At 68.5% G+C, this 26,638-nt stretch carries 27 protein-coding genes and 1 tRNA gene; 15 read left to right on the top strand and 13 right to left on the bottom strand.

Annotated features, from left to right (window positions below; genetic code table 11):
• Positions 1-2: 2 nt before the first annotated feature.
• From ACIA58_RS36900 to ACIA58_RS36930, 7 genes are read left to right on the top strand one after another with little or no spacing between them, the layout of a single operon-like run.
• On the top strand, positions 3-290 hold the full coding sequence (locus ACIA58_RS36900; protein WP_329002874.1) for a hypothetical protein: 288 nt from the start codon (positions 3-5) through the stop codon (positions 288-290).
• Positions 290-1,729: an FtsK/SpoIIIE domain-containing protein gene (locus ACIA58_RS36905; RefSeq protein WP_396408495.1), complete on the top strand. Its 1,440-nt coding sequence runs from the start codon at positions 290-292 to the stop codon at positions 1,727-1,729. Before ACIA58_RS36900 ends, ACIA58_RS36905 begins: the two co-directional genes overlap by 1 nt.
• On the top strand, positions 1,726-2,118 hold the full coding sequence (locus ACIA58_RS36910; protein WP_396408496.1) for a WhiB family transcriptional regulator: 393 nt from the start codon (positions 1,726-1,728) through the stop codon (positions 2,116-2,118). The genes ACIA58_RS36905 and ACIA58_RS36910 overlap by 4 nt, the downstream gene beginning before the upstream one ends.
• On the top strand, positions 2,115-2,315 hold the full coding sequence (locus ACIA58_RS36915; protein WP_396408497.1) for a hypothetical protein: 201 nt from the start codon (positions 2,115-2,117) through the stop codon (positions 2,313-2,315). The genes ACIA58_RS36910 and ACIA58_RS36915 overlap by 4 nt, the downstream gene beginning before the upstream one ends.
• Positions 2,312-3,967 carry a replication initiator gene (locus ACIA58_RS36920; protein WP_396408498.1) on the top strand — a complete coding sequence of 552 codons (1,656 nt, stop codon included), beginning with the start codon at positions 2,312-2,314 and terminating at the stop codon, positions 3,965-3,967. The genes ACIA58_RS36915 and ACIA58_RS36920 overlap by 4 nt, the downstream gene beginning before the upstream one ends.
• A 15-nt stretch (positions 3,968-3,982) precedes the next feature.
• Positions 3,983-4,165 (top strand): helix-turn-helix domain-containing protein, encoded by a 183-nt coding sequence (locus tag ACIA58_RS36925; RefSeq protein WP_329002880.1) that lies wholly within the window; start codon positions 3,983-3,985, stop codon positions 4,163-4,165.
• The gene (locus tag ACIA58_RS36930; RefSeq protein WP_396408499.1) at positions 4,165-5,436 is read left to right on the top strand and encodes a tyrosine-type recombinase/integrase; all 1,272 of its coding nucleotides are present in this window, start codon (positions 4,165-4,167) and stop codon (positions 5,434-5,436) included. The genes ACIA58_RS36925 and ACIA58_RS36930 overlap by 1 nt, the downstream gene beginning before the upstream one ends.
• 55 nt (positions 5,437-5,491) lie before the next feature.
• Here the strand turns inward: ACIA58_RS36930 and ACIA58_RS36935 are convergent.
• Positions 5,492-5,563: transfer RNA gene (locus ACIA58_RS36935), tRNA-Gln, on the bottom strand.
• 123 nt (positions 5,564-5,686) lie between these two features.
• Between ACIA58_RS36935 and ACIA58_RS36940 the strand changes: the two genes are divergently transcribed.
• From ACIA58_RS36940 to ACIA58_RS36965, 6 genes are all read left to right on the top strand, one after another.
• Complete coding sequence (locus ACIA58_RS36940) at positions 5,687-6,682, top strand: acyl-CoA desaturase (RefSeq protein WP_396408500.1); 996 nt, start codon at positions 5,687-5,689, stop codon at positions 6,680-6,682.
• Between the two features lie 53 nt (positions 6,683-6,735).
• Positions 6,736-7,377 (top strand): TetR/AcrR family transcriptional regulator, encoded by a 642-nt coding sequence (locus ACIA58_RS36945; protein WP_344235320.1) that lies wholly within the window; start codon positions 6,736-6,738, stop codon positions 7,375-7,377.
• A 73-nt stretch (positions 7,378-7,450) separates the two neighbouring features.
• Positions 7,451-8,629 carry a sensor histidine kinase gene (locus ACIA58_RS36950; protein ID WP_396408501.1) on the top strand — a complete coding sequence of 393 codons (1,179 nt, stop codon included), beginning with the start codon at positions 7,451-7,453 and terminating at the stop codon, positions 8,627-8,629.
• Entirely contained in the window at positions 8,629-9,294 is a 666-nt protein-coding gene (locus ACIA58_RS36955) for a response regulator transcription factor (protein WP_396408502.1), read from the top strand. Before ACIA58_RS36950 ends, ACIA58_RS36955 begins: the two co-directional genes overlap by 1 nt.
• A gap of 98 nt (positions 9,295-9,392) precedes the next feature.
• Positions 9,393-10,172 (top strand): ABC transporter ATP-binding protein, encoded by a 780-nt coding sequence (locus tag ACIA58_RS36960; protein WP_396408503.1) that lies wholly within the window; start codon positions 9,393-9,395, stop codon positions 10,170-10,172.
• Position 10,173: 1 nt separating this feature from the next.
• A complete protein-coding gene (locus ACIA58_RS36965) occupies positions 10,174-12,636 on the top strand; it encodes an ABC transporter permease (RefSeq protein WP_396408504.1) in 2,463 nt (820 codons plus the stop codon).
• Positions 12,637-12,679: 43 nt separating this feature from the next.
• On the opposite strand, the gene ACIA58_RS36970 is transcribed toward ACIA58_RS36965, so the two are convergent.
• Both ACIA58_RS36970 and ACIA58_RS36975 read right to left on the bottom strand, forming a co-directional pair.
• The gene (locus tag ACIA58_RS36970; protein WP_396408505.1) at positions 12,680-13,033 is read right to left on the bottom strand and encodes a VOC family protein; all 354 of its coding nucleotides are present in this window, start codon (positions 13,031-13,033) and stop codon (positions 12,680-12,682) included.
• A complete protein-coding gene (locus ACIA58_RS36975; RefSeq protein WP_396408506.1) occupies positions 13,030-13,815 on the bottom strand; it encodes a methyltransferase domain-containing protein in 786 nt (261 codons plus the stop codon). Before ACIA58_RS36975 ends, ACIA58_RS36970 begins: the two co-directional genes overlap by 4 nt.
• 97 nt (positions 13,816-13,912) lie before the next feature.
• Here ACIA58_RS36975 and ACIA58_RS36980 point away from each other — a divergent pair, with 97 nt between their 5' ends.
• Positions 13,913-14,410 (top strand): MarR family winged helix-turn-helix transcriptional regulator, encoded by a 498-nt coding sequence (locus ACIA58_RS36980; RefSeq protein WP_130440594.1) that lies wholly within the window; start codon positions 13,913-13,915, stop codon positions 14,408-14,410.
• 371 nt (positions 14,411-14,781) lie between these two features.
• Here ACIA58_RS36980 and ACIA58_RS36985 read toward each other — a convergent pair whose 3' ends face one another.
• A complete protein-coding gene (locus ACIA58_RS36985; protein WP_396408507.1) occupies positions 14,782-16,566 on the bottom strand; it encodes an ABC-F family ATP-binding cassette domain-containing protein in 1,785 nt (594 codons plus the stop codon).
• A 212-nt stretch (positions 16,567-16,778) separates the two neighbouring features.
• Here ACIA58_RS36985 and ACIA58_RS36990 point away from each other — a divergent pair, with 212 nt between their 5' ends.
• Positions 16,779-17,627 (top strand): fructosamine kinase family protein, encoded by an 849-nt coding sequence (locus tag ACIA58_RS36990; RefSeq protein WP_396408508.1) that lies wholly within the window; start codon positions 16,779-16,781, stop codon positions 17,625-17,627.
• Here the strand turns inward: ACIA58_RS36990 and ACIA58_RS36995 are convergent.
• The 9 genes from ACIA58_RS36995 to ACIA58_RS37035 form a co-directional block, all read right to left on the bottom strand.
• Positions 17,611-19,506, bottom strand: coding sequence for a GTP-binding protein (locus ACIA58_RS36995; protein ID WP_396408509.1), 1,896 nt, complete (start codon positions 19,504-19,506; stop codon positions 17,611-17,613). The two genes, ACIA58_RS36990 and ACIA58_RS36995, sit on opposite strands and share 17 nt — an antisense overlap.
• Positions 19,507-19,815: 309 nt before the next feature.
• Positions 19,816-20,748: a 4-(cytidine 5'-diphospho)-2-C-methyl-D-erythritol kinase gene (locus ACIA58_RS37000; RefSeq protein ID WP_396408510.1), complete on the bottom strand. Its 933-nt coding sequence runs from the start codon at positions 20,746-20,748 to the stop codon at positions 19,816-19,818.
• 89 nt (positions 20,749-20,837) lie between these two features.
• Positions 20,838-21,716 carry a 16S rRNA (adenine(1518)-N(6)/adenine(1519)-N(6))-dimethyltransferase RsmA gene (gene rsmA, locus ACIA58_RS37005; RefSeq protein WP_396408511.1) on the bottom strand — a complete coding sequence of 293 codons (879 nt, stop codon included), beginning with the start codon at positions 21,714-21,716 and terminating at the stop codon, positions 20,838-20,840.
• 18 nt (positions 21,717-21,734) lie between these two features.
• Positions 21,735-22,865, bottom strand: coding sequence for a ubiquitin-like domain-containing protein (locus ACIA58_RS37010; RefSeq protein WP_396408512.1), 1,131 nt, complete (start codon positions 22,863-22,865; stop codon positions 21,735-21,737).
• Positions 22,866-23,091: 226 nt separating this feature from the next.
• Positions 23,092-23,706: a nitroreductase family protein gene (locus tag ACIA58_RS37015; RefSeq protein WP_396408513.1), complete on the bottom strand. Its 615-nt coding sequence runs from the start codon at positions 23,704-23,706 to the stop codon at positions 23,092-23,094.
• A gap of 22 nt (positions 23,707-23,728) precedes the next feature.
• Positions 23,729-24,037 carry a hypothetical protein gene (locus tag ACIA58_RS37020; RefSeq protein WP_396408514.1) on the bottom strand — a complete coding sequence of 103 codons (309 nt, stop codon included), beginning with the start codon at positions 24,035-24,037 and terminating at the stop codon, positions 23,729-23,731.
• Between the two features lie 112 nt (positions 24,038-24,149).
• Complete coding sequence (locus tag ACIA58_RS37025) at positions 24,150-25,046, bottom strand: ornithine cyclodeaminase family protein (RefSeq protein ID WP_396408515.1); 897 nt, start codon at positions 25,044-25,046, stop codon at positions 24,150-24,152.
• A gap of 7 nt (positions 25,047-25,053) precedes the next feature.
• The gene (locus ACIA58_RS37030) at positions 25,054-26,190 is read right to left on the bottom strand and encodes a hypothetical protein (RefSeq protein ID WP_396408516.1); all 1,137 of its coding nucleotides are present in this window, start codon (positions 26,188-26,190) and stop codon (positions 25,054-25,056) included.
• The gene (locus ACIA58_RS37035) at positions 26,187-26,615 is read right to left on the bottom strand and encodes a hypothetical protein (protein WP_396408517.1); all 429 of its coding nucleotides are present in this window, start codon (positions 26,613-26,615) and stop codon (positions 26,187-26,189) included. The genes ACIA58_RS37030 and ACIA58_RS37035 overlap by 4 nt, the downstream gene beginning before the upstream one ends.
• Between the last annotated feature and the right edge of the window lie 23 nt (positions 26,616-26,638).

Raw genomic sequence — 26,638 nt, forward strand, 5'->3', positions numbered from 1 at the left:
TCATGGCGATCACTGGAGCGATCGCGGGTAAGCGCCGGTTCCTGGATCAGTGGGCGCGGGCGCTCGGCGTCGGCAACGACCTGGAGGCCATGGCGAAGCTGCGGGCGGTGATGAACGAGCTGGACGACGCCCGTTCGCAGTTGCAGAAGACGACTCGGGTGCTGGCCGATGCGCCGGACCCGGACGCCAACGAGGGCGCGGCCGGCGCGATGACCGCGCTGGAGCAGACCTGGCGGAACCTGCTGGCCGTCGAACGGCGGTTCGCGAAGCACGAGAGGGGGCGGAAGTGATGGGCAAGATCAAGGAGGGCCGGAAGGCATCGGGTGGGGTGCCGGTGGTGCGGCTGCTGGCGTCGCTGCTGCGCTACCCCGGTGTCATGGGGCCGCTGCTCCTGGCCGGGTTCGGGATCTGGTGGTGCCGCTCCTACGGCTGGGCCTGGGCCGTCAGCACCGGCCTGGTGCTCGGCTCGATGCTCGGGGTATGGCGGCTGCGTCGTCCCGAGTCGTTCCGCCGCCTGGTCGGCTGGCGAGTCAAGGCGTGGTGGCGTCGCTGGTTCGTGTACGCGCCGCGCTGGTGGTGGTGGATGGGCCGGTTCGGACTGTCGATCAAGACCGAGGTCCGCGAATGGATCGTCCGGCCCCGCATCATCAAGGTCAGGTCCAACGCGTCCACCGATTCACTGCTGCTCGACCTGCCGGACGGCATCACTCCCGGCGACGTCACGGACTGCCTGGAACGGCTCCAGCACGCGACCCGCGCCCGCCGTGCCACGACTCGGCAGGCGACTCCCGGCCGGGTGTGGCTGGACCTGTACAAGCGTGACCCGCTGGTCAAGACGATCCCTGCCGTCGCGATCCCGGAGAACCTGCGGGTCGAGGACCTGGACGGGCTGGTCATCGGGTACGCCGAGGACGGTACGCCATGGCGGCTGCGGGTCCAGGGCACACACATTCTCGTTGCCGGGGGCACCGGTTCGGGCAAGTCCGCGATCATCTGGTCAACGCTGCGGGCGCTGGCCCCGTACATCCGGGCCGGTCTGGTCCAGGTGCACGCGATCGACCCCAAGGGCGGCATGGAACTGGAGTTCGGCCGCGACCTGTTCTACCGGTACGAGGCCGACGACTACGAAGCCATGGTGGCGCTGCTGGAGCAGGACGCGGACGACCTGGACGAGCGCGCCCGGTACCTGCGCGGTCGTGCCCGCAAGTTCACCGTGTCGACACAAACACCGCTGGTGCTGATCATCGTGGACGAGCTGATGCAGCTCACGACCCTGCTGCCGGGTCCGGACGGTCGCCGTCAGATGGGCCGGGTAGAGACCGCGCTCGGACGCCTGCTGTCCAAGGGACGCGGCCCCGGCTACGCCGTCATGGCCACCGTGGTCGAGCCCACGAAGGACATCGTCACCTGGCGCGACATCTTCCCCGACCGCATCGCGCTGCGGCTCGGCTCGTCCTCCCAAGTCGACATGGTCCTTGGTGAAGGGCAGCGCGACCTCGGGGCCGAAGCCGACAACGTCGCCCTGTCGCTACCGGGCGTCGGGTTCGTCAAGGTCGAGAACTCACCCGTCCCGATCCGCGTCCGCGCCGCCTACGTCACCGATGACGAGATCAAGACCATGTCCCGCGACTACCGGCCCGCCCACCACCTCCGCCCGGTCGACACAACCGCCGACCTGGTCGACGTGGACGAGCTGGACCAGCCCGACGAGACGGGAGAGGCGGCATGAACCGGCGCGAGATCCCTGGACAACTGGAACTCGTCTTCGACGCGGCTCCTGAGCTGACCGACGACCTGCGCGCCGAGCTGACCGCACACGTCCTACCCGGCTGGCAAGCCATGGGCGCATGCCGCTCGACCGCCGATGACACCTGGTTCCCCGATGACACCGACACCACCGGCAAGACGAACGCGGTCGACCGGTGCGGGTTCTGCCCGGTCCGCCGCTCCTGCCTCGCCTACGCCCTGTCCACCCGCGAGCAGTACGGGGTCTGGGGTGGCACGACCGAGCTGCAACGCAACGTCCTGGCCCGTGACCTGGTCGACGGCGCCCCGGTCGTCGACGCCCTGGACGGCGCAACGCTGCTGCCCGAATACCTCTGGAGGCAGGCGGCATGACCGTCCAGCTCCGCGTATCAGGCGACCCCGACGAGATCGAGGTCATGGTCAAGGTCCTGGGCGTGGTGTTCGACCTCACTGGCTCCGGCCGCCTCTACCCCAACCACGGCTCGACGGGGGTCCGCGTCTACCTCACGGCGCGGATCCCTTGGGCCGGTGAACGAGAACACCCACGCCGAGGAGATGGTCACGAATGATCTCGACCCTGGGCCAAGTCGCCCCCGACGTACTGCACGACCTGGCCGTCCGCAACGGCGTCTGCGTCCGCCCGGTGCTATCCCGGATGACCGACACGTCGACTGGTGAACAGCTCGTGGTGCCGATCCCGTGCGGCTCGACTCAGGAACGTCAGTGCCCGCCGTGCGCCGACCGTGCCCGCAAGCTCCGGATGCAGCAGTGCCGCGAGGGCTGGCACCGAGACGACGAGATCCCCGGCACCGATGACGACCTGGCCGAGGATGCCCCCGCGGCTTCGGATGACGACACCGAAGAGGGCACCGACAACGACGAGGAAACTCCTGTAGACGTTGACGAATCGGCGCGTCGGGTCAGGTCGACTCGCCGCCGCCAGGACGCCCCGGACCTACCCAAGGTCCCGATGGACAACCGCACTGTGGGCACGACGTTCACCGCTTCGAGCGGACGCACCTACCGGCCGTCCATGTTCCTGACCCTCACGCTCCCGTCGTACGGCCGCATCCACACCCGCCCCGGCGACGGTGGCCGGTGCCCGTGCGGCGCCAAGCACGACGAGGCTGCTCCGGTGCTGGGTACTCCGGTCGACCCGTCGACGTACGACTACCACCGGGCCGCGATGGACGCGCTGCACTTCCCGAAGATCGTTGACCGGTTCTGGCAGAACCTGCGCCGCTGCGCCGGGTACAAGGTCCAGTACTTCGCCACCGTCGAAGCACAGCGCCGCCTCGCCCCGCACCTGCACGCCGCCGTCCGGGGCGTCATCCCCCGCCAGGTCGTCAAGGACGTGGCCGCCGCGACCTACCACCAACTGTGGTGGCCCCAGTGCACCGAGCCCGTGTACGTCGGTGACGACCTGCCGACCTGGGACAACTACGCCGGCGCTTTTCTGGACCCTCACACCCGCACGCTGCTGCCGACCTGGGACCAGGCGCTCGACGCGATCGATGACGACCTAGCCGCGACCCCGGCGCACGTGGTCAAGCTCGGTACCCAGATCGACTATCAGGGCATCATCGCCGACGCTGACGACAAGGTGGGCAAGGCGATTGGCTACCTGACCAAGTACCTCGCCAAGTCGATCGCGGACACCTACGGCGACGACGACGCGATCACCACGGCGCAGGCGATGCACCTGGACCGGCTGCACCGTGAGGTCCGCTGGCTGCCCTGCTCGCCATCCTGCTCGAACTGGCTCCGCTTCGGCGTACAGCCCAAGGACGCAGAACCCGGCATGCGCCCCGGGTGGTGCCCCTCCAAAGCCCACGACAGGCACCACCTGGGACTTGGAGGCCGACGCGTCCTCGTATCGCGCCAGTGGACCGGCAAGACCCTCACCGACCACCGCGCCGACCGTGCCGAGGTCGTACGGCAGACCCTCGCCGCTGCCGGTGTCGACATGCCCGACACCGACCGCTACGCCGCAACCACGCAGCTCGAGGACGGCACACCCCGGTTCATCTGGTCGGCCGTCGACCGGGCAAACGACGACGACCTACCCACCTGGCACGGCGTACTCACACGCGGCATCCAGGAGCGCATCCGGTGGCGAACCGAGTACGAGCAAGCCAAGCAACGCACTGCAAATGCACCACCCGCCGACACCTGTTCGGCAACCGGCAACACCAACGACGCCGCTGAACCTGCGGCCTGATCTGGGGAGATGACCATGCAGGAAACCAAGTTGCTGTACCGCGTCCCGGAAGTCGCATCCGCGCTCGGGTTGAGCAGGGCGAAGGTGTACCAGCTCATCCAGTCCGGCGCGCTCCGCTCGGTCAAGATCGACAGCTCGCGACTCATCCGATCGACCGACCTCGTGGAGTTCGTCGCGGACCTCGGAGAGGCTGCCTGATGGCCGGGGTGGAGGACGGACTCACCAAGCGGGGCAAGACGTGGTCATACGTCGTTCGTGTGCCCGATCCGATCACTGGCAAGAGCAAGCCGAAGTGGGTCGGTGGATTCCCAACCAAGGACGCAGCAAAGGAAGCACGCGACGACGCCCGCCGATCTGCTCGACGCGGTGAGTACGTCGAGAAGAGTCGGATCACCGTCGAGGAGTACCTGACTGGCTGGCTCGATGGTCACTCGATGGAGATCAAGCCCAGCACCCTCGCCGGGTATCGCGAGTGGGTGGAGCGGCACGTCTACCCGCGAATCGGGAAGATGCGCCTTCAGGCTGTTCGTTCGGCAACGCTGACCGCGATGTACAAGGAGCTGTCGACCAAGGGCGGCAAGGGTGGCAACGGCCTGTCGCCGCGGAGCATCGAGTACATCAACGCGATTCTCCGGAAGGCGCTGAACGACGCAGTCAAGGCGGATCGGCTCATCCCGTCCAACCCGTGTACGACGGCCAAGCGTCCACGTCGGGAGGTCAAGCCGATTGGGACGATCTGGTCGGCGGAGGAGCTGCGGATGTTCCTCCGGCTGGCCGAATCCCACCGGCTGTACGCCTTCTATCGGCTGTCGGCGTACTCCGGCGCTCGACGTGGTGAGCTGCTCTACCTGCGCTGGTCTGAGGTGGACTGGGACCGTGGAGCGATCCACATTCGGGGTACGGCGGGCATGGTGGGCGGACAGCGTCAGGAGGGAACACCCAAGAGCGGTCGGGAGCGCACTGTCGGGCTCGACAAGGAGACGTTGGCGATCCTGCGCGAGCACCGTGGTCGTCAGCGCGCTGAGAAGGAGATTGCCGGGGATGCGTGGCTCGGCGGCGACTACGTGTTCACGACCGGGCTGGGTCGACCGGTGCCGCCCGACACGGTCACCAACCTCATGTCCGTGCTCATTCGGCAATACAACGAGCCTGCGATCCCGGGCACCCGGCGTACCAAGCGGCAGGAACTCCCCCGGCCGCCGAAGCCGCTCCCACACGCTCGGCTGCACGACCTCCGGCACGTTCACGCCACCCTGCTCCTGACAGCCGGTGTGCCGGTTCACGTGGTGGCGGAACGGCTCGGGCACGCCGACCCGGCGATCACCCTCCGCGTCTACGCGCACGTCATCCGCAAGCACGCCGACGAGGTTGCTAACACCTTCGCTGCTGCCGTCGACGGGGACACCGAAGCGTCGGCCACGGACCCCGACGAAGACGACCCAGAGGCCCCGGTCCCAGTGGCCTGTTAGCAAATCCGTTAGCAAAACCCCGGCTCAGACGGTCCCGAGCCGGGGTTTTGCGCTGCTCCCCCGCCAGGTTTCGATCCTGGTCTTCGAGATTCAAAGTCTCGCGGGCTGCCGATTACCCCACGGGGGATCGTGGTTGCCGGGACAGTTTGCCATGAGTGGGGTGGACGACACGCTGAGGGGTTCCTTACCTACGGTGCCGTAGGTTACGGTGGCGTAGGTAAGGAACCCGGACCAGAGGGATGAAACCGCTATGACCCCACCCGTTGCCGCCCCGGAAGCGCCCACCCGTACCGCGCCGGTCGTCGAGGATGTGAACACCGGCACGCTCGGCGGTGAGCAGAAGAAGGCCTGGGAGCAGGTCGCGCTGGCATTGTTCATCGGCATCCCGTTCCTGGCGGTGCTGGCGGCGGTGCCGATCGCGTGGGGCGGTTTCCTCGGCTGGCGGGACGTCGTACTCGCCGTGGTGTTCTACACGGTCGCGGGGCACGGGATCTCGATCGGGTTCCACCGGCTGTTCACGCACAAGTCGTTCAAGCCGAACCGCCCGATGAAGTACGCGCTGGCCATCGCCGGCTCGCTGGCGATCGAGGGCCCGGTGATCCGCTGGGTGGCCGATCACCGCAAGCACCACAAGTTCTCCGACCGCGACGGCGACCCGCACAGCCCGTGGAAGTACGGCAACACCCTCGGAGCGCTGACCAAGGGCTTCTACCACGCCCACGTCGGCTGGCTGTTCGACACCGAGCAGACCCCGCAGCGCCAGTACGCACCGGACCTGCTGAAGGACAAGGACATCGTGCGGGTGTCCCGCATGTTCCCGCTCCTGGTCGCGGTCTCCCTGCTCGCGCCCGCGGTCATCGGCGGGCTCTGGTCCTGGTCGATCCAAGGCGCGCTGACCGCGTTCTTCTGGGCCAGCCTGGTCCGCATCGCGCTGCTGCACCACGTCACCTGGTCGATCAACTCGATCTGCCACACCATCGGCGACCGGCCGTTCAAGAGCCGGGACAAGTCGGGCAACGTGTGGTGGCTGGCGATCCTGAGCCAGGGCGAGTCGTGGCACAACCTGCACCACTCCGACCCGACCTGCGCGCGGCACGGCGTACTCAAGGGTCAGCTCGACACGTCGGCGCGCTGCATCTGGTTCTTCGAGCAGCGCGGCTGGGTGTCCGACGTGCGCTGGCCGGTCAAGGAACGGCTGGAGGCCCGACGTGTGGACTCTTCGCCACGTACGCTCAAGGCTGCCTGAAAACTCCCACCGGCAACACCCGAAGTGCGGCATGATGCTGACGTGATCACGACGTGACGGAACCCAAACCGCGGCGGTCCGGCCGGATCCGGATGACCAGTGCCGAACGTCGCGAACAGCTCATCACCATTGCCCGCGGCCTGTTCGCCCAGAAGGGGTACGAGGCCACCTCCGTCGAGGAGATCGCGCACCGCGCGGAGGTCTCCAAGCCGGTCGTGTACGAGCACTTCGGCGGCAAGGAAGGCCTGTACGCCGTCGTCGTCGACCGCGAGGTACGCGCGCTGCTCGACGGCGTCACCGGCGCGCTGACGGCCGGCCGGGCGCACGAGCTCGTCGAGCAGGCCGCTCTCGCACTGCTCGACTACATCGAGAACAACGCCGACGGCTTCCGGATCCTGGTCCGCGACTCGCCGGTCGGATCGTCGACCGGGTCGTTCATCTCGATCCTCAGCGACGTCGCGACCCGGGTCGAGCACATCCTCGCCGAGGAGTTCAAGCGCCGCGGCCTGGACCCGAAGAACGCGCCGATGTACGCCCAGATGCTGGTCGGCATGGTCGCGCTCACCGGTCAGTGGTGGCTGGACGCCCGCAAACCGAAGAAGCCGGACGTCGCCGCCCACTTGGTCAACCTCGCCTGGAACGGCCTGTCCGGCCTCGAAGCCAAGCCCACTCTCTCGACCAGACCGCACAAGTAACACCCGCGGTCGTACGGCGAAATCCGCCCGTGGCATGACCTCCGCGCGAAATCGGCCCCGTACCCTGGCTCGCATGACGGGGATGCTGACCGCGAGGCCGCTGCCTGCCCGGAGCAAGGCGTTCGACCTGTTCCTGGCCGGCGGGCTCTGCATGACCTTCGGCTTCCTGTCGCTGGCCCAGGTGCACTGGGGCGGCATCCTCGCGTTCGGCATGCTGTTCCCGCTGATCTGGCGCCGCACCCACCCCGAGCTGGCGTTCTTCGCGGTCTGCTCGGTCGCCGCCGTGCAGTGGCTGTTCGGCATCGAACTGCAGGCCGGGAACGTCGGTCTGCTCGTCGCCCTCTACGCGATCGCCGTGTACGGCGACGTGCGGCTGAGCCGGATCGCCCTCGGCATCGGCGGCCTCGGCGTCCTGATGGCGACCTCGCGGTACTGGTCGAACTCGGACTGGAAGCAGCAGATCACCACGATGGTGGGCCTCGCCGCGGTCGTCTTCGGCGTCTGGGCGTTCGGCGACCGCCGCCGGACCCGTGGTCTGTACGTCGCTCAGCTCGAGGAGCGGGCCGCCCAGCTCGAGCGGGACCGCGACCGCGAGGCGAAGCTGGCCGTGAGCAACGAACGGACCCGGATCGCGCGCGAGATCCACGACGTGGTCGCGCACGGCCTGTCGATCATGATCGTCCAGGCCGACGGCGGGCTGTACGCCGCGGACCAGTCCCCCGAGGCGGCGAAGAAGGCACTGGCCACGATCGGCGACACCGGCCGCGCGAGCCTGACCGAGATGCGCAAGATGCTCGGCCTGCTCAAGCAGGACGAGCAGAACGAGCTCGACCCGAACCAGCCGCGTCCGCAGCCGGGCGTGTCGAGCCTCCCCGAGCTGATCGACAACGTCCGCGAAGCCGGGCTGAACGTGGCGTACGACGTCACCGGCCAGCCTCGTGATCTGCCCGCGCTGCTCGGGCTCACGGCGTACCGGATCGTGCAGGAGGGTCTGACCAACACGCTCAAACACGCCGGGCCGGGAGCGCTCACCTCCGTCTCGTTGGACTTCGGTCGCGAGATGCTGACCGTGGTGGTCACCGACGACGGGCACGGCGCCGGCGTCGCACCGAGCTCGGATCCAGGTCACGGCCTGGTCGGGATGCGGCAGCGCGCCTCGGTCTCGGGCGGTACGGTGAGCGCCGGACCGAAGGCGGGCGGCGGCTACGAGGTGATCGCCAAACTGCCCTACAACTTGCCGACTGGAGAGTAATGGACGACGTGATCCGGGTGTTCCTCGTGGATGATCAGGAGCTCGTCCGGGCCGGATTCACCATGCTCGTGGACTCCCAGGCCGACATGCGTGTGGTCGGACAGGCCGGCGACGGCGGCGAGGCGGTCGAGAAGATCCAGGTGACCGGTTGCGACGTGGTGCTGATGGACGTCCGGATGCCGCGGCTGGACGGGGTCGAGGCGACCCGCCGGCTCCAGTCGTTGCCGGAGGCACCGAAGGTGATCGTGCTGACCACCTTCGACCTGGACGAGTACGCGTTCGCCGCGATCAAGGCCGGCGCGGCCGGTTTCCTGCTCAAGAACACCCCGCCGGCCGACCTGTTGTCCGCGATCCGCCAGGTGCACTCCGGCGACGCCGTGGTGTCTCCGAGTACGACGAAACGTCTGCTGGAGCACTTCGCCGGCGCGCTGCCCGACACCGAGACCGAGCGGCCCGACCTGGCCGACCTGACCGCCCGCGAGCGGGAGGTCCTGGTCGAGGTGGCCCGCGGCCTGTCGAACACGGAGATCGCCAAGCTCTTCACGTTGTCCGAGGCAACGGTGAAGACGCATATCGGCCGCATCCTGGCCAAGACCGGCCTCCGCGACCGGGTCGCCCTCGTCGTCCTGGGGTACGAGACGGGTCTGGTCAGGCCCACCAAGTAATACCCAGGTAGGACCCGCAGTCCCCACTCTGGTCCGACGTAACCCGGTCGGCGAATCACTAACTTCATGGACAACATCACGTTGATCCAAGGAGTGACATGAGCTTGCAGACCGGGGAGCTTGCGGCCGGGCGGTTGCCGCAGGACGGGGAGCCGCGGACCGCGATCCGGGCGCACGAGCTGCGCAAGGTGTACGGACAGGGCGACACCGCGGTCGCCGCGCTGGACGGCGTCTCGGTCGACTTCGGGGTCGGCCGGTTCACCGCGATCATGGGCCCGTCGGGGTCCGGCAAGTCGACGCTGATGCACTGCCTGGCCGGGCTCGACACGCCGACCAGCGGCCAGGTCCTGCTCGGCGAGACCGAGCTGACCCAGCTGCCCGACGCCGAGCTGACCAAGATCCGCCGGGACCGGGTCGGTTTCGTGTTCCAGTCGTTCAACCTCCTCCCGATGCTGTCCGCGAACGACAACATCCTGCTCCCGCTCGAGCTCGGCAACCGCAAGCCGGATCAGCAGTGGCTCAGCACGCTGATCGACGTACTCGGCCTGAAGGACCGGCTCACGCACCGGCCGTCGGAGCTGTCCGGTGGTCAGCAGCAGCGGGTCGCGGTCGCGCGGGCCCTGGTCGGCCGGCCGGAGGTCGTGTTCGCCGACGAGCCGACCGGCAACCTGGACTCGCGGTCCGGCGCCGAGGTGCTCGGGTTCCTGCGCCGGTCGGTCCGCGAGTTCGGCCAGACCGTGGTGATGGTCACTCACGACCCGCTGGCCGCGTCGTACGCCGACCGCGTCGTGATGCTTGCCGACGGCAAGCTTGCGGGCGAGCTGCGGCAGCCGACCCCGGAGAGCGTCCTGGACGCGCTGCGGCAGCTGGGAGCCTGACGTGCGACGTTCCATCCTCTCCTCCTTGCGCGCCCACGTGGGCCGCCTGGTCGCGGCCTGTCTGGCGATCGTCCTCGGGGTCGGTTTCGGGTCGCTGGCGATGATCGTGCACTCGTCGGCGTCCCACGGCGTCGACGAGACCATCGGCGCGCAGTACAAGGGTGTCGACGCGGTCGTGTACCCGGACCGGTCGACGATCTCGCCCGCCGACATCGCGAAGGTGCAGAAGCTGCCGCAGGCCGCGTCGGTGGTCACGCTGACCACGGCGTACATGGAGGCGTCGTTCTCCGACCTGGTCCGGCCGACCACGCTCCCGATCGACTCGCTCTACGACACCAGCCGCATCACCGGCCCCGCTGCCTCCTCGGGACGGTTGCCCAGCGCAACGAATGAGATCGCGCTGCCGGCCCGAACCGCGGCCAAGCACAAGGTCGCCGTCGGTCAGACGCTGCGGATCAGCTCGTACGACGACAAGTCGTGGAACGCCACCGTCGTCGGTCTGCTCGACGACTCGAAGTCCGTCGGCACGGCGTCCGCGGTCGCCACGCCGGCCATGGTGAAGATCTTCGAACCGGGCGCGTTCGTCCGCGGGATCGCGATCGCCGCCAAGCCCGGCGTCACGCAGCAGCAGGCGGCCGACGCCGCGGGGGCCGTCGTTTCCAAGGGTCTGACGACCTTCACCGGTACGGCGTTCATCGCCCACGAGGTGGCGAGCTACACCAACGGCATCGACGTACTCGGCGGTGTCTTCGGGATGTTCGCCGTGATCGCGCTGTTCGTCGCCTGCCTGGTGATCAGCAACACCTTCACGATCGTGATCGCCCAGCGCACCCGCGAGATGGCGCTGCTGCGCTGTGTCGGCGCATCCCGGCGGCAGGTGTTCTCCTCGGTGCTTGCCGAGGCGAGCGTGGTCGGCGTGGTCGCGTCCACCATCGGCGTGGTCTTCGGCGTCGCGCTCTCCGCGCTGGGGCTGGCGCTGTCCCGCGAGTTCGACTGGGGCATTCCGCCGCTGCCGCTGCACCTGGACCTGTCGTCGGTGTTCCTGCCGCTCCTGCTCGGCACCGTGGCCACCCTGGTCGCTGCCGTCGTACCTGCTCGGCGGGCGACCAAGGTGGCGCCGCTGGCCGCACTGCGTCCTGAGGTGGCTCCGGCCGCCGCGTCGAAGGCCGGCGTACTGCGTCTGATCCTGGGCTTCCTGTTGCTCGCCGGGGGCGGCCTGCTGCTCGCGGCCGGGGCGGTCTCGCACCAGGTCCTCGTGGGGGTGGCCGGTGGCGGGATCTCGTTCCTGGGCATCCTCGCGGTCGGTTCGCTGCTGGTGCCGGCGCTCATCCGGGTGATCGGCGCACTGCCCGCGAGGGGTGGCGGCGTACCCGCTCGGATCGCCGTCGCGAACGCGGTCCGGAACCCGAAGCGTACGGCGGCCACGACGTCAGCACTGCTCATCGGCGTGACGTTGATCAGCCTCACCTGCGTCGGGATCGCGTCGGTGCGGAAGACGTTCGACGTGTCGATGAACGGCGAGTACCCGGTCGATCTGATGGTGACGACGTACAAGGAGAAGATGCCGGCCAACGCCGCGCAGCAACTGCGCGACATCAAGGGCATCACCGAGGTGGTCCCGGTCAGCCAGGTGCTCGTGAAGTCCGGCGGCCAGGATGTCCAGGTGACGGGCATCGATCCCGCATCGGCCGGCTCGGTCATCCACAACCCCGAGGCGGCCGCCGAGCTCAAGCCGGGTACGGCGCTGCTGGACCGCTCGACGATGATCATGCTGAAGCTCGAGGACGGCTCCCCGCTGACGATCGTGTCCGGGAAGCACAAGCTGACCGTCACGGCCCAGCGGGCGACCGGGCTCGATCCGATCACCGTGAGCTCGTCCGATCTCGCCGAACTGGCGCCGAGCGCGCCGGTCACCGGGTTCTGGCTGGCGTCGGATCCGAAGGCGGACGGCTCGGACGTGATCGACGCCGTGGAGCAGTCGATCCCGACCGTGAAGGACCTCTCGGTGAACGGCGGTCTGGCCGAGCGGACCAGCTACACGAAGGTCTTCGACGTGCTGCTGATCGTCGGGGTCGGCCTGCTCGGCGTCTCGGTGCTGATCGCGCTGGTCGGCGTCGGTAACACGCTCAGCCTGTCGGTGCTCGAGCGGACGCGGGAGAACGCGCTGCTCCGGGCAATGGGCCTGTCCCGCCGCCAGCTGCGCCGCATGCTCGCGGTCGAATCGTTGCTGATGGCACTCGTCGCGGCCGGTCTCGGGATCGTGCTCGGCCTCGTCTACGGCTGGACCGGGACGAGCGCGCTGATGGGCGGCCAGACCGCCGACGGCGGCGTGGAGTACGCCGTACCCGGGACGCTGCTGATCGTCATCGCCGCCGTGGCCGCGGTCGCCGGTCTGCTCGCCTCGGTGCTGCCCGCTCGCCGGGCCGCCAAGGTCGCCCCCGCCGGCGCCCTGGCAACCGAATGAGCCAGCGGCTCGCCCGGCTTGAGGGGGCCGGGCGAGCCGCCTGTCACACGATCTCCACACGATTTCCGTGGCCGTCGGCGGTGTGAAAACGCCGGCGGCCCGGGATCGTCTCGTTGTCCCACCGCACCGGATAGCCGAGACCCGCCAGCCTCTCCGCGAGCGCGTCCAGGTCGTCGACCGCCAACGCCGGATGCGCCTTCTTCGCCGGCGAGAACCCCTCCTCGACGCCGACATGAAGCTCAGCATCCCCGTGCTTGAACCAGCATCCGCCGCGAGCCTTGAGCAGGTCCGGCTTCTCCAGCTCGGTCATCCCGAGCGCCTCGCCGTAGAACGCCCGCGCCACATCCTCACCGCCGGGCGGGCACGACACCTGCACATGATCGAGCCGCATGGTCATCCCTTCTTCTGCGCAACCGCGAAGATCCGGCGGAACGGCAGCAACGTCCCGTACGGCTTCTGCGGATAGACCTCCGCCAGGCGAGCGCCGTACTCCGCCTCGAACCGCGTCCGCAGGTCGTCCGGCAACGACTGCAGCACCGGCCGCGCACCTGTCCCCTTCACCCATTCCAGTACGGCGTTGTCGCCGGACAGCACGTGGAAGTACGTCGTCTCCCACGCATCCACCACGCACCCTTCACCGCTGAGTACGTCGACGAACTCCGCCGGCCCAGGCACATCCGGGCGCAGCGACGCGTCCTTCGCGTACTCGGCGTACGGCCCGCTGCCGGCGAGCTCGCGCAGGATCGCGTGCGACGGCGCGTTCCCGTTGCCGGGGATCTGGATCGCCAGCCAGCCGCCCGGACGCAACGCCCGCACGAACCCGGGCAGCAGATCGACCTGCTCCGGGATCCACTGCAGCGTCGCGTTGGTGACGATCACATCGAGCGATCCCGGCTCGGCGGCCCACTCGCGAACATCGCCCAACTCGAAGCTCAGGTGGTCGTCGGCGTACTCCGCGGCCGCCTCGAGCATCTGCGGCGAGCTGTCGACGCCCCGGATCGCAGCCTCCGGCCAGACCTGGCGAAGCGTCGCGGTCAGCGCACCCGGACCGCACCCGAGATCGACGACCGTCCGCACCTCCGTCGCCTGCACCCGCTCGACCAGGTCCCGGAACGGGCGGGCCCGCTCGTCGGCGTACGTGCCGTACTGCACTGGACTCCACACCGGTGACGTACGCATCGGTCTGCACCTCTCTCCACGATTTATCTTGACATCGAGATACTCTAGTCCTGCGACTTGTCTTGATGTCAAGAGTCTTGATGGGTAGTCTCGACGCATGGAGGACGAGGTCGACCGGCTGATCGAGGCCTGGCGCCGGGAGCGCCCCGATCTCGACGTGGCGCCGATGGAGGTGCTGTCGCGGGTCAGCCGGCTGGCGCGGCACCTGGATCGCGCCCGCAGTCAAGCGTTCGACACACACGGCCTGGAGTCGTGGGAGTTCGACGTGCTCGCGGCCTTGCGCCGGGCAGGCGCGCCGTACCAGCTCTCCCCCGGCAAGCTGCTGAAGGAAACCCTCGTCACCTCCGGCACGATGACGAACCGGGTCGACCGGCTGGCCGCCCGCGGCCTGGTCGAGCGCCTGCCCGACCCGAGCGACCGGCGCGGCGTCCTCGTCCAGCTGACCACCGCGGGGCGCGACGCGGTCGACGCCGCGATGGCCGACCTGCTCACCCACGAGCGCGCGCTGCTGGGATCGCTGAGCGAGCGCGACCAGCAGAAGATCGCCCGCGTACTGCGTGAACTGGTCCGCCCGTTCGACCTGGAAAAGCACTAACAAATATCCGGACAAACACGTCCCGGAATTGTGCCGGAATAATCCGAAAAGACGACCCGTCACTTCTCACCTGCTCCGATCGTTGCTAGTTGCAACGAGATCGAGAGACTGCTGTAGCCGACGACTATCGACACTGCGTGAGCGCCCGCACTAGGGTCATCACCGTCGGTTGCTGACCGACTACAAAATGTCAGGACACGGTGACTTCGGCGGCAAGAGGTGGTCCGCCGAAAGTGGCCGTGCGGTGTCCGGGGCTCGGGGCCCGAACAACGCCGGCCGGCACGGGGGCCGCTCACCCAGAGCTCGGCGCCCCCTCCGAATCAACAGGGGATCGGAGGGGCGCCGCGGCTCGACCCGCGCCTCTGCAGCGCCTACTCCGCCAGCTCGGCGGCCTCGAACCAAGCGGTCTCCAGCTCGGCCCGTTCGTCGGCGAGCTTGCGCAGTTCGGTGTCCAGCTCGGCCAGGCGCTCGTAGTCGCTGGCACTCGCGGCCAACTGGTCGTGCAGCTTCGCCTCGGTCTCGGTGAGTTTGGCGAGCTGTCGCTCGATCCGGTTCAGCTCTTTCTTCGCCGCCCGGGACGCCGCCGGATCAACCGACAAATTGCTGGACATCTCCGGCGCCGGTGTCAACGCATTCGACGGCGCCCGGCGCGGAATTCCGGCCGCGAGTTCGTCGAGATACTGATCGACACCGCGCGGCAGATGCCGCACCTGACCGTCACCCATGATGGCGTAAACCATGTCGCTCACGCGTTCCAGGAAGTACCGGTCGTGGGTCACCGTGACGACGACGCCGGGCCAGCTGTCCAGGAAGTCCTCGAGCACGGTGAGCGTCTCGACGTCCAGGTCGTTGGTGGGCTCGTCGAGGATCAGCACGTTCGGCTCGTCGAGCAGGATCCGCAGCAGTTGCAGCCGGCGCCGCTCACCACCGGACAGGTCGCAGATCCGCGTCGTCAGCTTGTCCCCGGTGAACCCGAACCGCTCCAGCAGCTGCGACGACGTCAGCTCGCCGCCTCGCCCGGCGAGTGCCGCCGTACGGCGGATGGCGGTGATGTGCTCGAGCACCGTCGCCGCGCCGTCGACCTCGTCGAGGGTCTGGGACAGATTCGCGACGCGGACCGTCTTGCCCTGCTTCACCCGGCCGCGGTCCGGGGCGAGCTGCCCGGTCAGCACCTTGAGGAACGTCGTCTTGCCCGCGCCGTTCGGCCCGAGCAGCCCGATCCGGTCGGCCGGGCCGAGGCGGAACGTGACGTGGTTGAGCATCACCCGGTCGCCGAAGCTCAGGCTGACGTCCTCGACGTCGAACACGTCCTTGCCGAGCCGGGCCGTCGCCAGCTGCGACAGCGCGAGCTTGTCGCGCGGCGGCGGTTCGTTCTCGATCAGGGCGTTCGCGGCATCGATGCGGAACTTCGGCTTCGTGGAGCGCGCCGGCGCACCACGGCGCAGCCAGGCGAGCTCCTTCTTCAGCAGGTTCTGCCGCTTGGTCTCGGTGACCTGCGCGGAGCGGGACCGCTCGGCCTTGGCCAGTACGTAGGAGGCGTACCCACCGTCGTACGACGAAACCTGGCCGCCCTGCACCTCCCAGGTGACCGTGCAGACCGCGTCGAGGAACCAGCGGTCGTGGGTAACGACGATGAGGGCGCCGGCGCGGTCGACGACGTGCTCGGCGAGCCAGCTGACGGCCTCGATGTCGAGGTGGTTGGTGGGCTCGTCGAGGACGAGCAGGTCAACCTCGGTCAGCAGCAGCCGCGCGAGGGACGCCCGGCGGCGCTCACCACCGCTCAGGCTGCCGACCAATGCCTGGTGGTCGACTTCACCGAGCAAGTGCTCCATCACCGAGCGTGCGCGCGGATCGGCAGCCCAGGTGTAGGTCTCGACATCGCCGAGCACCGCGTGCAGCACGGTCTGCTCGGGGTCGAGGTCGTCGCTCTGCCCGAGGTACCCCAGCCGCAGGTCGCGGTTGTGTGTGATCCGGCCGCTGTCGGGCTCCTCACGCCTCGCCAGGACCTGTAGAAGCGTCGATTTGCCGTCGCCGTTCCGTCCGACCACGCCGGCTCGTTCTCCGCGCCCGATCCCGAGGGTGACCGAGTCGAGCAACGTCCGCGTGCCGAAGCCTTTGGAAACAGCTTCCATATTGACCAAGTTAGGTGCCGCCATAACGCGCCCAAGGGTATCCGACCGCGGCAGGCGTGCCAGGATCGTCGGTGTCCCTTGAGCGATGTAGCTTGAGCGATAGCGGTGTCCAGGTGCGTGCATCGGGGTGCTTGGTCAGTGGCCTCGATGCGGAGCATCGTGGGCGCTGGCCAAGTGCCCCGAGGTGCGTGCCTGGGCGCCGCTAGCGCCAAGCTACATCGCTCAAGGGACACCAAGTGCTGACTCCTGCCTGGCTCGAAGGCCTGTCTCTGGGCGACCCGATCGCGGCCGATCCGCTGGAGGGCGGATACGCCAGCAAGACCTACCGCGTGCGTACGTCGCTGGGCCGGACGGTGGTCGTGAAGACGCAGGACAACCTGCCGCCCGGCCTGTATCCGCTCGAGGCCGACGGCCTGGACGCGCTGCGTATCCCCGGCGGGTTCGCCGTACCAGAGGTGCTCCGGGTCACGCCGTCGTTCATCGTGCTGGCGGATCTCGGTACGGCGGCCGCGTCGCCGACGTACTGGGAGGACGCGGGTCGCGCGTTGGCGCTGCAGCACCAGCAGAGGGCGGACAAGTTCGGGTACCACCAGGACAACTACCTCGGGATGCTCCCGCAGCGGAACTCCTGGACGACTGACGGTCATGCCTTCTTCGCCGAGCAACGGCTTCTCCGCTACCTCGAGGAGCCCAACTGCCACAACCAGCTCCCCGCGGGCGACCGCCGGCGCCTGGAGCGCATCGCCAACAGGTTGGTGGATCTCGTCCCGGCCCAACCGCCGTCGCTGCTGCACGGCGACCTCTGGCACGGCAATCTTCTGCCCGGCCCCGACGGCAACCCCGGCATGATCGATCCCGCTGTCAACTACGGCTGGCCCGAGGCCGACCTGGCCACCCTCCTCATCTACGGCCACCTGTCGGAGACCTTCTTCTCCGCGTACGAGGAGAAGCATCCGCTGGCTGACGGGTGGCGTGCGCGGATGCCGCTCCTCCACCTGCGTGAACTCCTCTGCATCACCGCCCACTTCCCCGACCGCGCCGACACCGTCAAGGAGATCCACACCATCCTCAAACGTTTCGATTGAGGTTCAGCAGGTACTGCTTCTCGTTGAGGGGGTTGCCGTCGGTGCGGGCGCGCGTAGGCGGTGCGCCGGTGACCGGCTGGTAGGAGTGGAAGGTGGTGGCGAGGAGGCCCTCGCCGTGCGTCAGTGACGGCAGGAACATCTCGAAGGGGTGGGTGCTCGCCGCGGGGATGGTGCCTTCCAGGTGGCCCTGCGACTCGGTCAGGGTGGTTTGGGAGACGACGCCGCGGTGTTCGGCGACGTGGGCGAGGATGCGCGAGACGGTGTCGGACGGAACGTCCAGCTCGAAGCGGTTGACCGGCTCCATCACCGTCGTACCGGCCTCGGCAATCGCCTGCATCAGAACCAGCGGCACCAGCCGGCGGAAATCGGCTGCGACCGTGCCGACGCTGTCGTACGCAGTGTGCGTGAGGTCGACGCGGATGTTCGGGATCTCCCAGCCGAAGATGCCCTGGTGGAGCGTCAGCCGGACCGTCTCCTCGATCGCGGTGTGGAAGGCGCGGGGCAGCCCGCCGAGCTCGACCACGAGGTTGTACTCGATGCCCTCAGCAACCGGTGAGACCCGGAAGCCGACGCCGGCCGCCCACAGGTTCTCCGGTGCGGTGATATCCCGGATCGCCTCGCCTTCCCCGTCCAGCCGTTCGACATGGATCGGCGTCGTCTCGCTGAAGGTCACGTCGACGCCGTACTCCGTTGCCAGCAAGGACGCGATCACTTCCTTCTGGACCTCGCCGTACAGGCTGACGGTGATGTCGTCGGCCTTGCGGACCCGGATCAGCGGATCCTGCTCGGCGAGCTGCGTCAACGCCTGGAACAGCTTGACCCGGTCCCGCGCGCTCACCACGGTCTCCAGCGTCGGCGGCGCGAACAACTGCCCGAGCTCCTTCGCCCGTACGCCGAGCTGGTCCCCGATCTGGATGTCCTTCAGCCCGCGCAACGCGACGATCTGACCACCCTCGGCCCGATCAACCGCACGCCGCCCGCCGCGCTCGAACACCTCGACACCGGTCGGTCGCGCCTGGTACGACGGACCGTGCATCGGATGCACCTCCACGGTTGAGCGGGGCCTCAGCTCACCGGCGACGATCCGGGCCGAGGCGATCTTCTGCCCGGCCGCGCCGCGCTCCACCTTGAAAACCCTTGCCTGCAAGCAATCCTGATCCATCTGGGTTGCTCTGGGCAACCAGGATCGGATGCCATCGATCAGCTCGGGTACGCCGACCCCGGTCATCGCCGAGCCGAAGTACACCGGGTGCACCTGCGCCTGTCCGACCTGCCGGCGCAGTTCGCCGGCGAGGTCGACCGGGCCGCCGGACAGGTACCGCTCGAGGAAATCGTCGTTGCGCTCGGCAAGCATCTCCGCGAGCGGCTCGTTGTCGAGGGCAAGCGGGGTGAGGCCGGCGGACCGTGTCCCGAGGTCCGTGACCGCGACCATCGGCACCGCGGACGGCGTCAGCAAGCGCTTGATGTCGGCAAGCAACTCGTCGTCCCGGGCGCCGACCCGGTCGATCTTGTTCACGAACAGCAGCGTCGGGATGCGCAGCCGGTCCAGCGTGCGCATCAGCAACCGTGTCTGCGGCTGCACTCCCTCGACCGCGGAGATCACCAGCACCGCGCCGTCGAGCACGGACAGCGCCCGTTCGACCTCGGCGATGAAGTCGGAGTGTCCGGGGGTGTCGATCAGGTTGACCGGCAGGTCGCCGAGCGCGAACGACACCACGGCCGAACGGATCGTGATGCCACGTTTCCGCTCGAGGTCCATCGTGTCGGTCTGGGTGCTCCCGTCGTCGACCCGGCCGACCCGGTCGATAACGCCGGCGGCGTACAGCAGCCGCTCGGTCAGGCTGGTCTTACCGGCGTCGACATGCGCCACAATGCCCATCGTCAGAGAGTTCAAGAGTCCTCGCGAATGCGTCGAAACGATCAGAACCGATGAGGTCGATCGATCCGCGGCGCATCCCGGTCTCCTGTCTGTCCAATAAAGGGGCAGTCGGACCGTAACACCACACCAAGGGTGCGGACGAGTGATTTTCAGGCTTCGAGGATTGGAACGTCGTACCGCTGGATCAGTCCGTCGCGAGTCACCAGCGTCAATTTCTCACCGAGAGCCGCGCCGGCGGACAGTCGGCAGCGGAACTACGTTTGCGACAGGATGGCCGGCACGGCTGACAATGACTTCCTCGCGAGTGTGCTAGTGGCTGACGATGGCGGGAAGGATTCGGGCGCCGGGGACCGGGCCTTCGGCCTGGCGGACCATGCGGCACAGGCCGGACTCGGCGAGCTCCACGGCCAGGTCCACCGCGCTCCGGCTGTCGGCGGCGAGGAACAGGCAGGTGGGGCCGGATCCGGAGATCTGCGCGGCCAGTGCCCCCTGGTCGAGTCCGAACTGGAGCGTGTCGCCCAGCTCCGGGCGCAAGGACAGCGCGGCCGCCTGGAGGTCGTTGCTGAGAGCAACCGCGAGCGCGCCGGGCTGACCGGACAACAGCGCGGACAGCAACTCCGGCCGGACCTGCGGCGGCTCGACCCGGCGCAGCGGGCGCAACCGGTCCAGTTCGCCGTACACCTCCGGCGTGGACAGACCGCCGTCGGCGACCGCGAACACCCAGTGGAAGGTCCCGCGGGACATCACCTCGGTGACCTGCTCGCCACGGCCCTGACCGAGCGCGGTGTGCCCGACCAGGCAGAACGGCACGTCACTGCCGAGCTCCGCCGCGTGATGCTGCAGCTCGGTCTGCGTCAGCTGCAGACCCCAGAGCCGGTTGCACGCCACCAGGGTCGCTGCCGCGTCAGTCGATCCCCCGGCCATCCCACCCGCCACCGGGATCGTCTTGCGGATCGTCAGCTCGACGCCCTCGTCGACGTCGTACTCCGCCTGCAGCAGCCGGGCCGCCTTCACGGCGAGGTTCGTCTCGTCGGTCGGTACGTCGTTCGCGAAGTCCCCCACCATCTCGACCGAGACTTCGCCGTCGTCGTCACGGACCTGCGCGGTGACGTCGTCGTACAGGGCAACGGCCTGGTACACCGTGGCGACGGGGTGGAAACCGTCCGGGCGCGGCGGACCGACCGACAGACCGAGATTGATCTTGGCCGGCGCCCGCACCGTGACCTCAACAGAAGGTGGCACGTCGCACAGGCTAGGGCATGTCGCGGTCTTCTGCGTCGTGCCGAGTGCCGCGCAGTAGGCGCAGGAGACCGCGGCATGCCCTAGGTGCCTTACCGAGTCCGACCTGCACCGGCGAGCGCGGCGAAGTCTGTGATGCCGAGCATCTCACCGCGCAACTGCGGGTCGATACCCGTTGCCGCGAACACCTCGTCGAGCCGCGCGCGGTCCGGCATCCAGCGGGCCAGCGCGGACCGGATCGTCTTGCGCCGCTGCGAGAACGCGGCCTCGATCACCGCGAACACCTCCTCGCGGCCAGCCGGCGTCTCGGGCGGGTCCCGTCGCTCGAAGGCGACCAGGCCGGAGTCCACGTTCGGCGCGGGCCAGAACACGTTTCGCCCGATCGGCCCGGCGCGCCGTACGTCGGCGTACCAGGCGGCCTTCGCGGACGGTATGCCGTACGTCCGCGACCCAGGCCCCGCGGCGAGCCGGTCCGCGACCTCGGACTGCACCATGACCAGACCGTGGCGCAGCGAGTCGGACACCTGGAGCAGGTGGAGCAGCACGGGTACGGCGACGTTGTAGGGCAGATTCGCCACACAGGCGCTCGGCGTACCGATCTCGGCCGGCCCCACGTCCATCGCGTCGGCCTCCACCACGGTCAGCGTGGACGCCTGCTCCGGCGCGTACGTCGCGATGGTCGACGGGAGCGCCCCGGCCAGCAACGGGTCGATCTCGACGGCGGTGACGGGATGCCCCGCCGCCAGCAGCGCCAGGGTCAGTGAGCCGAGCCCGGGGCCGACCTCGAGCACGGTCTCGCCCGCGGACAGGTCGGCGGCGCGGACGATGCGGCGGACCGTGTTCGGGTCGATGACGAAGTTCTGTCCGCGCTGCTTGGTCGGGCGAACCCCGAGGGACGCGGCCAGTGAACGCACATCAGCCGGACCGAGAAGTCTCGGTCCGGCTGAGGTGGATGAATCAGACGAGCTCACGCCGCCAGTGTGTCAGCTTCAGGCCTTCTTGCCGCACACCGGCCAAGCGCCGTAGCCACCGCGGTCGGCCTTGACCTTCTCCGCGATCGCGATCTGCTGCGCCTTGGACGCGCCGTTGGCGTTGCTGGAGTACGCCGTACCGCCGTAGGCCGCCCAGGTGCCGTGGTCGAACTGGAGGCCGCCGTAGTACCCGTTGCCGGTGTTCGCGGCCCAGTTGCCACCGGACTCACACGCGGCGATCCGGTCCCACGCGCCACCACTGCTGGTGGGGACCGACGGCTTCTCGTCCGTCGTCGTGGTGGTCGGCTCCTCCGGCTTCGGCTTGGTGCCGACCAGGATCTGCTCGTCGACCGGCGCGGTGACGACCTTCGACGTGACCACCTTCGTGGTCGACAGCTTGCCGTCCAGGTAGGTGTACAGGTACGTGACGGACTTGGAGCCGTCCGTGCCCTTTGTCGTGGTCTTCTTCGTGCCCTCGACCAGCGTCGCCGACTTGGTCTCGTCGGTGCCGTGCGCGACCGCCAGGGTCTTGGTGACCTGCTTCTGCAGGACCTGCACGTAACCGATCTTGTTGACGCCGAGCTTCAGCGGGGTCGCGGCGGCCGGGCTGATCCGGTCGTCGGCATCCCAGCGGATCTTCGCCTCGGTCAGGGCCTCGCCGACAGTGCCGGCCAGCGACTTGATGGTCGCGGTCTTGCCCAGGTGGACGATCTGCACGGTCTTCGGGGTCTTCACCACCAGCTCCAGACCCTGACGCCCGAGCGGCGCGCTACGGCTGGTGGACAGCTGCGCCCCGTCGTACCGCAGACCGAGGTCGGCGAGCGCTTCGTTCACGCTGTCGGCGGTGGTCCAGTAGGCCTTCTTGGTGCCGTCGGCGTTGACAGTCAGCTCGCGACCGTAGAGGACCGAGATCTCCTGGCCGTCCTTCAGCTTCGCGTCCGGACCCGGCGCAACCACGTCATGGGCGCCGATCTGAACTTTCTCGGCCTTCAGGGCGTCTGCCACGGTGGAGCCGAAGGTGTGAACCTTCCGCACCTGGCCGTCGACGGAGAGACTGACCGTCTTGCTCTTCGCGGCATATGCCACGGAGCCGCCCGCGACGGCGAACGCAGCCGTCGCACCGACGGCCACGATGATGGACTTACGCACTAACGCTCCCAGGTAGGGCTACCCGGGCACGGGGTGGGACAGCACAGGCACCGACCGCCGACGCCGGACTGGCTGCCCGGAGCTTCTGATCCCGCCGAGGGGTTGTGCTGCCCGGAATCTTCCCCGATCCCGGCCAACATCACGGGACCATAACGAAGATATGCCGGAAGTGCCAATCCCCTGGTCGGCGAGTCGCAAATGGGTGTAACGGGGCCGACACGCCTCGTCACGCCAGGTGATGGCCCCACTGACCCCGATGCACCACTTCGGCGGTCGTCCGGCGGCCGCGTTTCAGCGATGGCGAGCGCTTGTCCTGGGCCCGGTGCCCGACCGACAGCACGCCGACCAGATCGAAGCCCTCGGGTACGCCGAACTCCTTCAGCAGCCGGCCCGCTTTGTCGGCAGGAGGCCCGAAAAAGCAGGCCCCCAGGCCTTCGTCGACGACCGTCTGCAGCATCAGCAGGACCGCCATCCCGGTGTCGACGTACCAGTACGGCGCGGTCCAGCGGCCCTCGTCGCGATCGGTCCAGCCCTTGTCCGGCTCGGTGTACCGATCGAGGTACGCGTCCTTGTGCGCGAAGGCGAGGATCAGCAGCGGCGCGCGGCGCAGGCCTGTGATCCAATCCACATACTTCTCGTCCGGATCCTCGGCCGCGATCCGCCAGTACCGCTCCCGCTCGTCCCCCTCGAGCGTCAGGAACGCCCACCCCTGACTGAACCCCCCGGACGGCGCCCGGAGACCGTTCTCCAGGATGCGCTCCCGCACCTCGTCGGAGACCGGTCGATCCGGGTCGTAGTTCCGCACCATCCGCCGCCGCCGGACCACCTCACTGAACTCCATGAGATGTGTCTACCAGGCGGCGTCATCCGACGTCGTCGCCGACCTCCAGGTGGCGCCAGAACTCCGGCTGCGGCTGGGCCGTCACACCGGCCGACGCCATCATTTCCTGGATCTGTTGACCGGAGTGCTGGAAGAACGCATGGAACGACGCCTCGTCTGGCCACTCGTCGACCACGAGAATCTCGGTGTCACTGCCGTAGAAGTGATGTGAGATCAGTCCGCGACTCGACGCGTCCGCAATCACACCTTGGAAGAGCGCACCGTTGTCGGCACCCAACTTCTCCATCGCCGTGGGGTCCCCAGTCACCCGCAGGGTCATCAGAACACTCATTGCCCCTCCCCCTTGCAGGCCGGCCCCGAACCGGGCCGACGCCCTCAGACTGCGCCCGTCCGACCACCCGCGCAACGGGCGGCGCGAAGGTTGACAGTCGGCGTCCGCACGGTCACGAAACCAGCTTCGCCAGCAGGTAGGCCTCGGTGCCGGCGAGGCCGACTGAGCAGAACAGGACGGTCCCACCCGTCATGTTGCCGCTCACTGCCGACCCCAGGCTGATCAGGCGATCGTGTTCTGGGGTGCCGGACAGGATGAACGGCGGGTCGTACGCGCGGGTCTGCGCGACCGAGTCCGTGACGACGAGATCGGCCCGATCGATCAACTCCGGCCCGAACTCGGCCCGCCCGTGCTGCTTGGGCCCGAGCGTCGTCACGAAGGCGCCGTCCTTGACCCAGCCCGGGTCGATCACCGGCGTCGGGCTGTTGGTGGCGAGCACGACGATGTCCGCCCCCTCGACGGCCTCCCGGGCCGACTCGACCGCGCTCACGGACAGCCCGAGTTCCTCGGAAGCCCTCCTGGCAAAGGCGATTCGTCGCCCCCGATCCCGGCTGAACACCCGAATCCGCGACAACCGCCGTACGGCCCCAATCGCCCACAGCTGCGTGAACGCCTGGGTGCCTGTGCCGATCAACGCGAGAGTGTCAGCAGCCGGATTCGCCAGCGCATCAACAGCCACCCCACCGATCGCCCCCACCCGCCGCGGCCCCAACTCGTTGCCCACAGCAATCCCCCGCACCTCACCCGTCCGCCAGTCGTGAACCACCACAACCTGCTCCCCCGGCTCGCCACCGAACGAGTCGTACGACCGATACCCGAACCACTCCCCCTCCAACGCACCAGTAGTGAAGACCAGCCGCCCGGATCCCAGATCGGTGCTGGCTCGAGGCGGCGTGTGCAGACGTCCTTCGTGAGCGGCGCGGATCGCCTCCCGCATCCACACCACAGCCTGCCCAGGGTCCAGCCGCGCCCGGATGTCTGCGTCAGCAAGGACAGTTACCAAATTCACCGACTCCTCATCCGCGATGCGGAGAACTCGGTTGCCTGCGGCCACCAGGTTGTGGTGCCTGTTGCCCACGTGGCCGGGAGCCGTCGCCCTGCTCCGACGGCGGACGGTCCGCAGCATCAGCCGGCCGCTTGGCCGCCCCGGCCGCGGGCGCCTGAGGCCCGGTCAAGGATCGAAGCCGTTTGAGGTCGGGCGGGAGGTTTTCCTGGGCTTGGCGAACAGCTTGGTTCAGCCGGGAGGCCGGGCGCTGGGACTGCTGCTGGGCACTCTGCATGTTGTCGATGCGGTACCTGCGTTCGATGCGATTCAGTTCTTGGTCCAGCCCTGCCACCGCCTTCTGAGCGGCCTTGGTGGCCTCGGTGGACTTGTCATCGCTCCCCAGCGAGTCGTCGGCCTCGATCGCCTCCAGGCCGGACAGCGAATCGCGCAACGGAGCGACGAGTTGTTCCCGCACCTCGGCACGGTGTGCCTCCGGCATCAGGCCCGGTTTCGCGAGGCGTTCGTCGATCACCAGGTCGACCGCGACGTTCCACCGCTGAGAGTCGTCCGTCACCATCAGCTTCTCGGTGACCTCCGAACTCGTCAGCCCGCTCCGCGCGGCCAGGGCTCGATCAAATTCCCGGGCGGCAGGAGTGTAGGCGGGATAGGCGTCGAGGCTCGTCTGGGACGACACGGACGCCTCCGCGTGCTCCAGTCCGGCGTCCGGGAAGACGTCGCGGACAATGTCGTCGAGATTGACGTGTGTCCAGTGCTCGGTACGGCCTTCGTTGTCGGCTGTAGCCGCGGAGTCGTACGGGTAGGCGTCCGGTGCGTTCTGGTCGCCGAGCTCAGCGAGTAGGTGCACGGCTTCGTGGGTCAGCGTCCCCATCGCGTCGCGGAGTTCCCATGCTTCACCGCCGTTCAGCGGGCGATTGAGATCCCGGGCCTTCCGCAGCGGCTCGAGCACGTTCTCGATCGACACCGACATACTGCCGTCATCGCCCGCCGAACCCAGAAAGTCCGGGTTGGTCTCCTCGAGCAGCAGCCCGTTCCAATGGGTCCGCGGCGCGGCTGCGTTACCACCGACCCGCTGGTCGACTGCGTAGATGACCGCGGCCACCAGCCGGTATTCCCAGGACTGCGGGGAGATCTCGACGTCGGTGGTCACGATCCGCCGTCCGCACCTTCGTTCCGGCGGCGCTCGATCAGACGCTTCAGGGTCGAGTTCATCCGCAGGATCGTGCGGAGCTCGCGCGGCGGGGCCTGTCTGGCCAACGCGCCGATCTCGGTGATCGCGCGCTCGGCGTGGTCGATCTGATCAGCCGCCGGGCCTTGATCGTTGACGACCTGGGTGACCAGGCTCGCCGCACGCTCGTACTGCGGGCTTGTCCCCGGCTGCGGGCCGCGGATCAGCTCGGGCAGCTTCCCCGCTCTGATGACCGCCAGGTTGCGGGATCGCTCGTCCGCGATCTGTTCGGCCAACGCCGTCAGACGCGTGACTTCGGCTGCCACGGTGGCCTCGTCGGCATCGCGCAACGAATCGGCGAGCTCCCGCACCTGTGCGTCTACAGAGTCGTAATCCACCTGATCCACAGGTTCAGGGTAACGGCCGAACG

It is taken from the genome of Kribbella sp. NPDC051586 (genome assembly GCF_044453965.1).
In the GTDB taxonomy this organism is placed as follows: domain Bacteria; phylum Actinomycetota; class Actinomycetes; order Propionibacteriales; family Kribbellaceae; genus Kribbella.

Bases quoted from the DNA above. Each gene is read 5' to 3' on its own strand.
- ACIA58_RS36960 (WP_396408503.1), top strand. From the start codon at position 9,393: ATGAGCTTGCAGACCGGGGAGCTTGCGGCCGGGCGGTTGCCGCAGGAC.
- ACIA58_RS36920 (WP_396408498.1), top strand. From the start codon at position 2,312: ATGATCTCGACCCTGGGCCAAGTCGCCCCCGACGTACTGCACGACCTG.
- ACIA58_RS36980 (WP_130440594.1), top strand. From the start codon at position 13,913: ATGGAGGACGAGGTCGACCGGCTGATCGAGGCCTGGCGCCGGGAGCGC.
- ACIA58_RS36975 (WP_396408506.1), bottom strand. From the start codon at position 13,815: ATGCGTACGTCACCGGTGTGGAGTCCAGTGCAGTACGGCACGTACGCC.
- ACIA58_RS36940 (WP_396408500.1), top strand. From the start codon at position 5,687: ATGACCCCACCCGTTGCCGCCCCGGAAGCGCCCACCCGTACCGCGCCG.
- ACIA58_RS36925 (WP_329002880.1), top strand. From the start codon at position 3,983: ATGCAGGAAACCAAGTTGCTGTACCGCGTCCCGGAAGTCGCATCCGCG.
- ACIA58_RS36955 (WP_396408502.1), top strand. From the start codon at position 8,629: ATGGACGACGTGATCCGGGTGTTCCTCGTGGATGATCAGGAGCTCGTC.
- ACIA58_RS36915 (WP_396408497.1), top strand. From the start codon at position 2,115: ATGACCGTCCAGCTCCGCGTATCAGGCGACCCCGACGAGATCGAGGTC.
- ACIA58_RS36950 (WP_396408501.1), top strand. From the start codon at position 7,451: ATGACGGGGATGCTGACCGCGAGGCCGCTGCCTGCCCGGAGCAAGGCG.
- ACIA58_RS36985 (WP_396408507.1), bottom strand. From the start codon at position 16,566: ATGGCGGCACCTAACTTGGTCAATATGGAAGCTGTTTCCAAAGGCTTC.
- ACIA58_RS37020 (WP_396408514.1), bottom strand. From the start codon at position 24,037: ATGAGTGTTCTGATGACCCTGCGGGTGACTGGGGACCCCACGGCGATG.
- ACIA58_RS36970 (WP_396408505.1), bottom strand. From the start codon at position 13,033: ATGACCATGCGGCTCGATCATGTGCAGGTGTCGTGCCCGCCCGGCGGT.
- ACIA58_RS37015 (WP_396408513.1), bottom strand. From the start codon at position 23,706: ATGGAGTTCAGTGAGGTGGTCCGGCGGCGGCGGATGGTGCGGAACTAC.
- ACIA58_RS36930 (WP_396408499.1), top strand. From the start codon at position 4,165: ATGGCCGGGGTGGAGGACGGACTCACCAAGCGGGGCAAGACGTGGTCA.
- ACIA58_RS36910 (WP_396408496.1), top strand. From the start codon at position 1,726: ATGAACCGGCGCGAGATCCCTGGACAACTGGAACTCGTCTTCGACGCG.
- ACIA58_RS36900 (WP_329002874.1), top strand. From the start codon at position 3: ATGGCGATCACTGGAGCGATCGCGGGTAAGCGCCGGTTCCTGGATCAG.
- ACIA58_RS36995 (WP_396408509.1), bottom strand. From the start codon at position 19,506: ATGGGCATTGTGGCGCATGTCGACGCCGGTAAGACCAGCCTGACCGAG.
- ACIA58_RS36905 (WP_396408495.1), top strand. From the start codon at position 290: ATGGGCAAGATCAAGGAGGGCCGGAAGGCATCGGGTGGGGTGCCGGTG.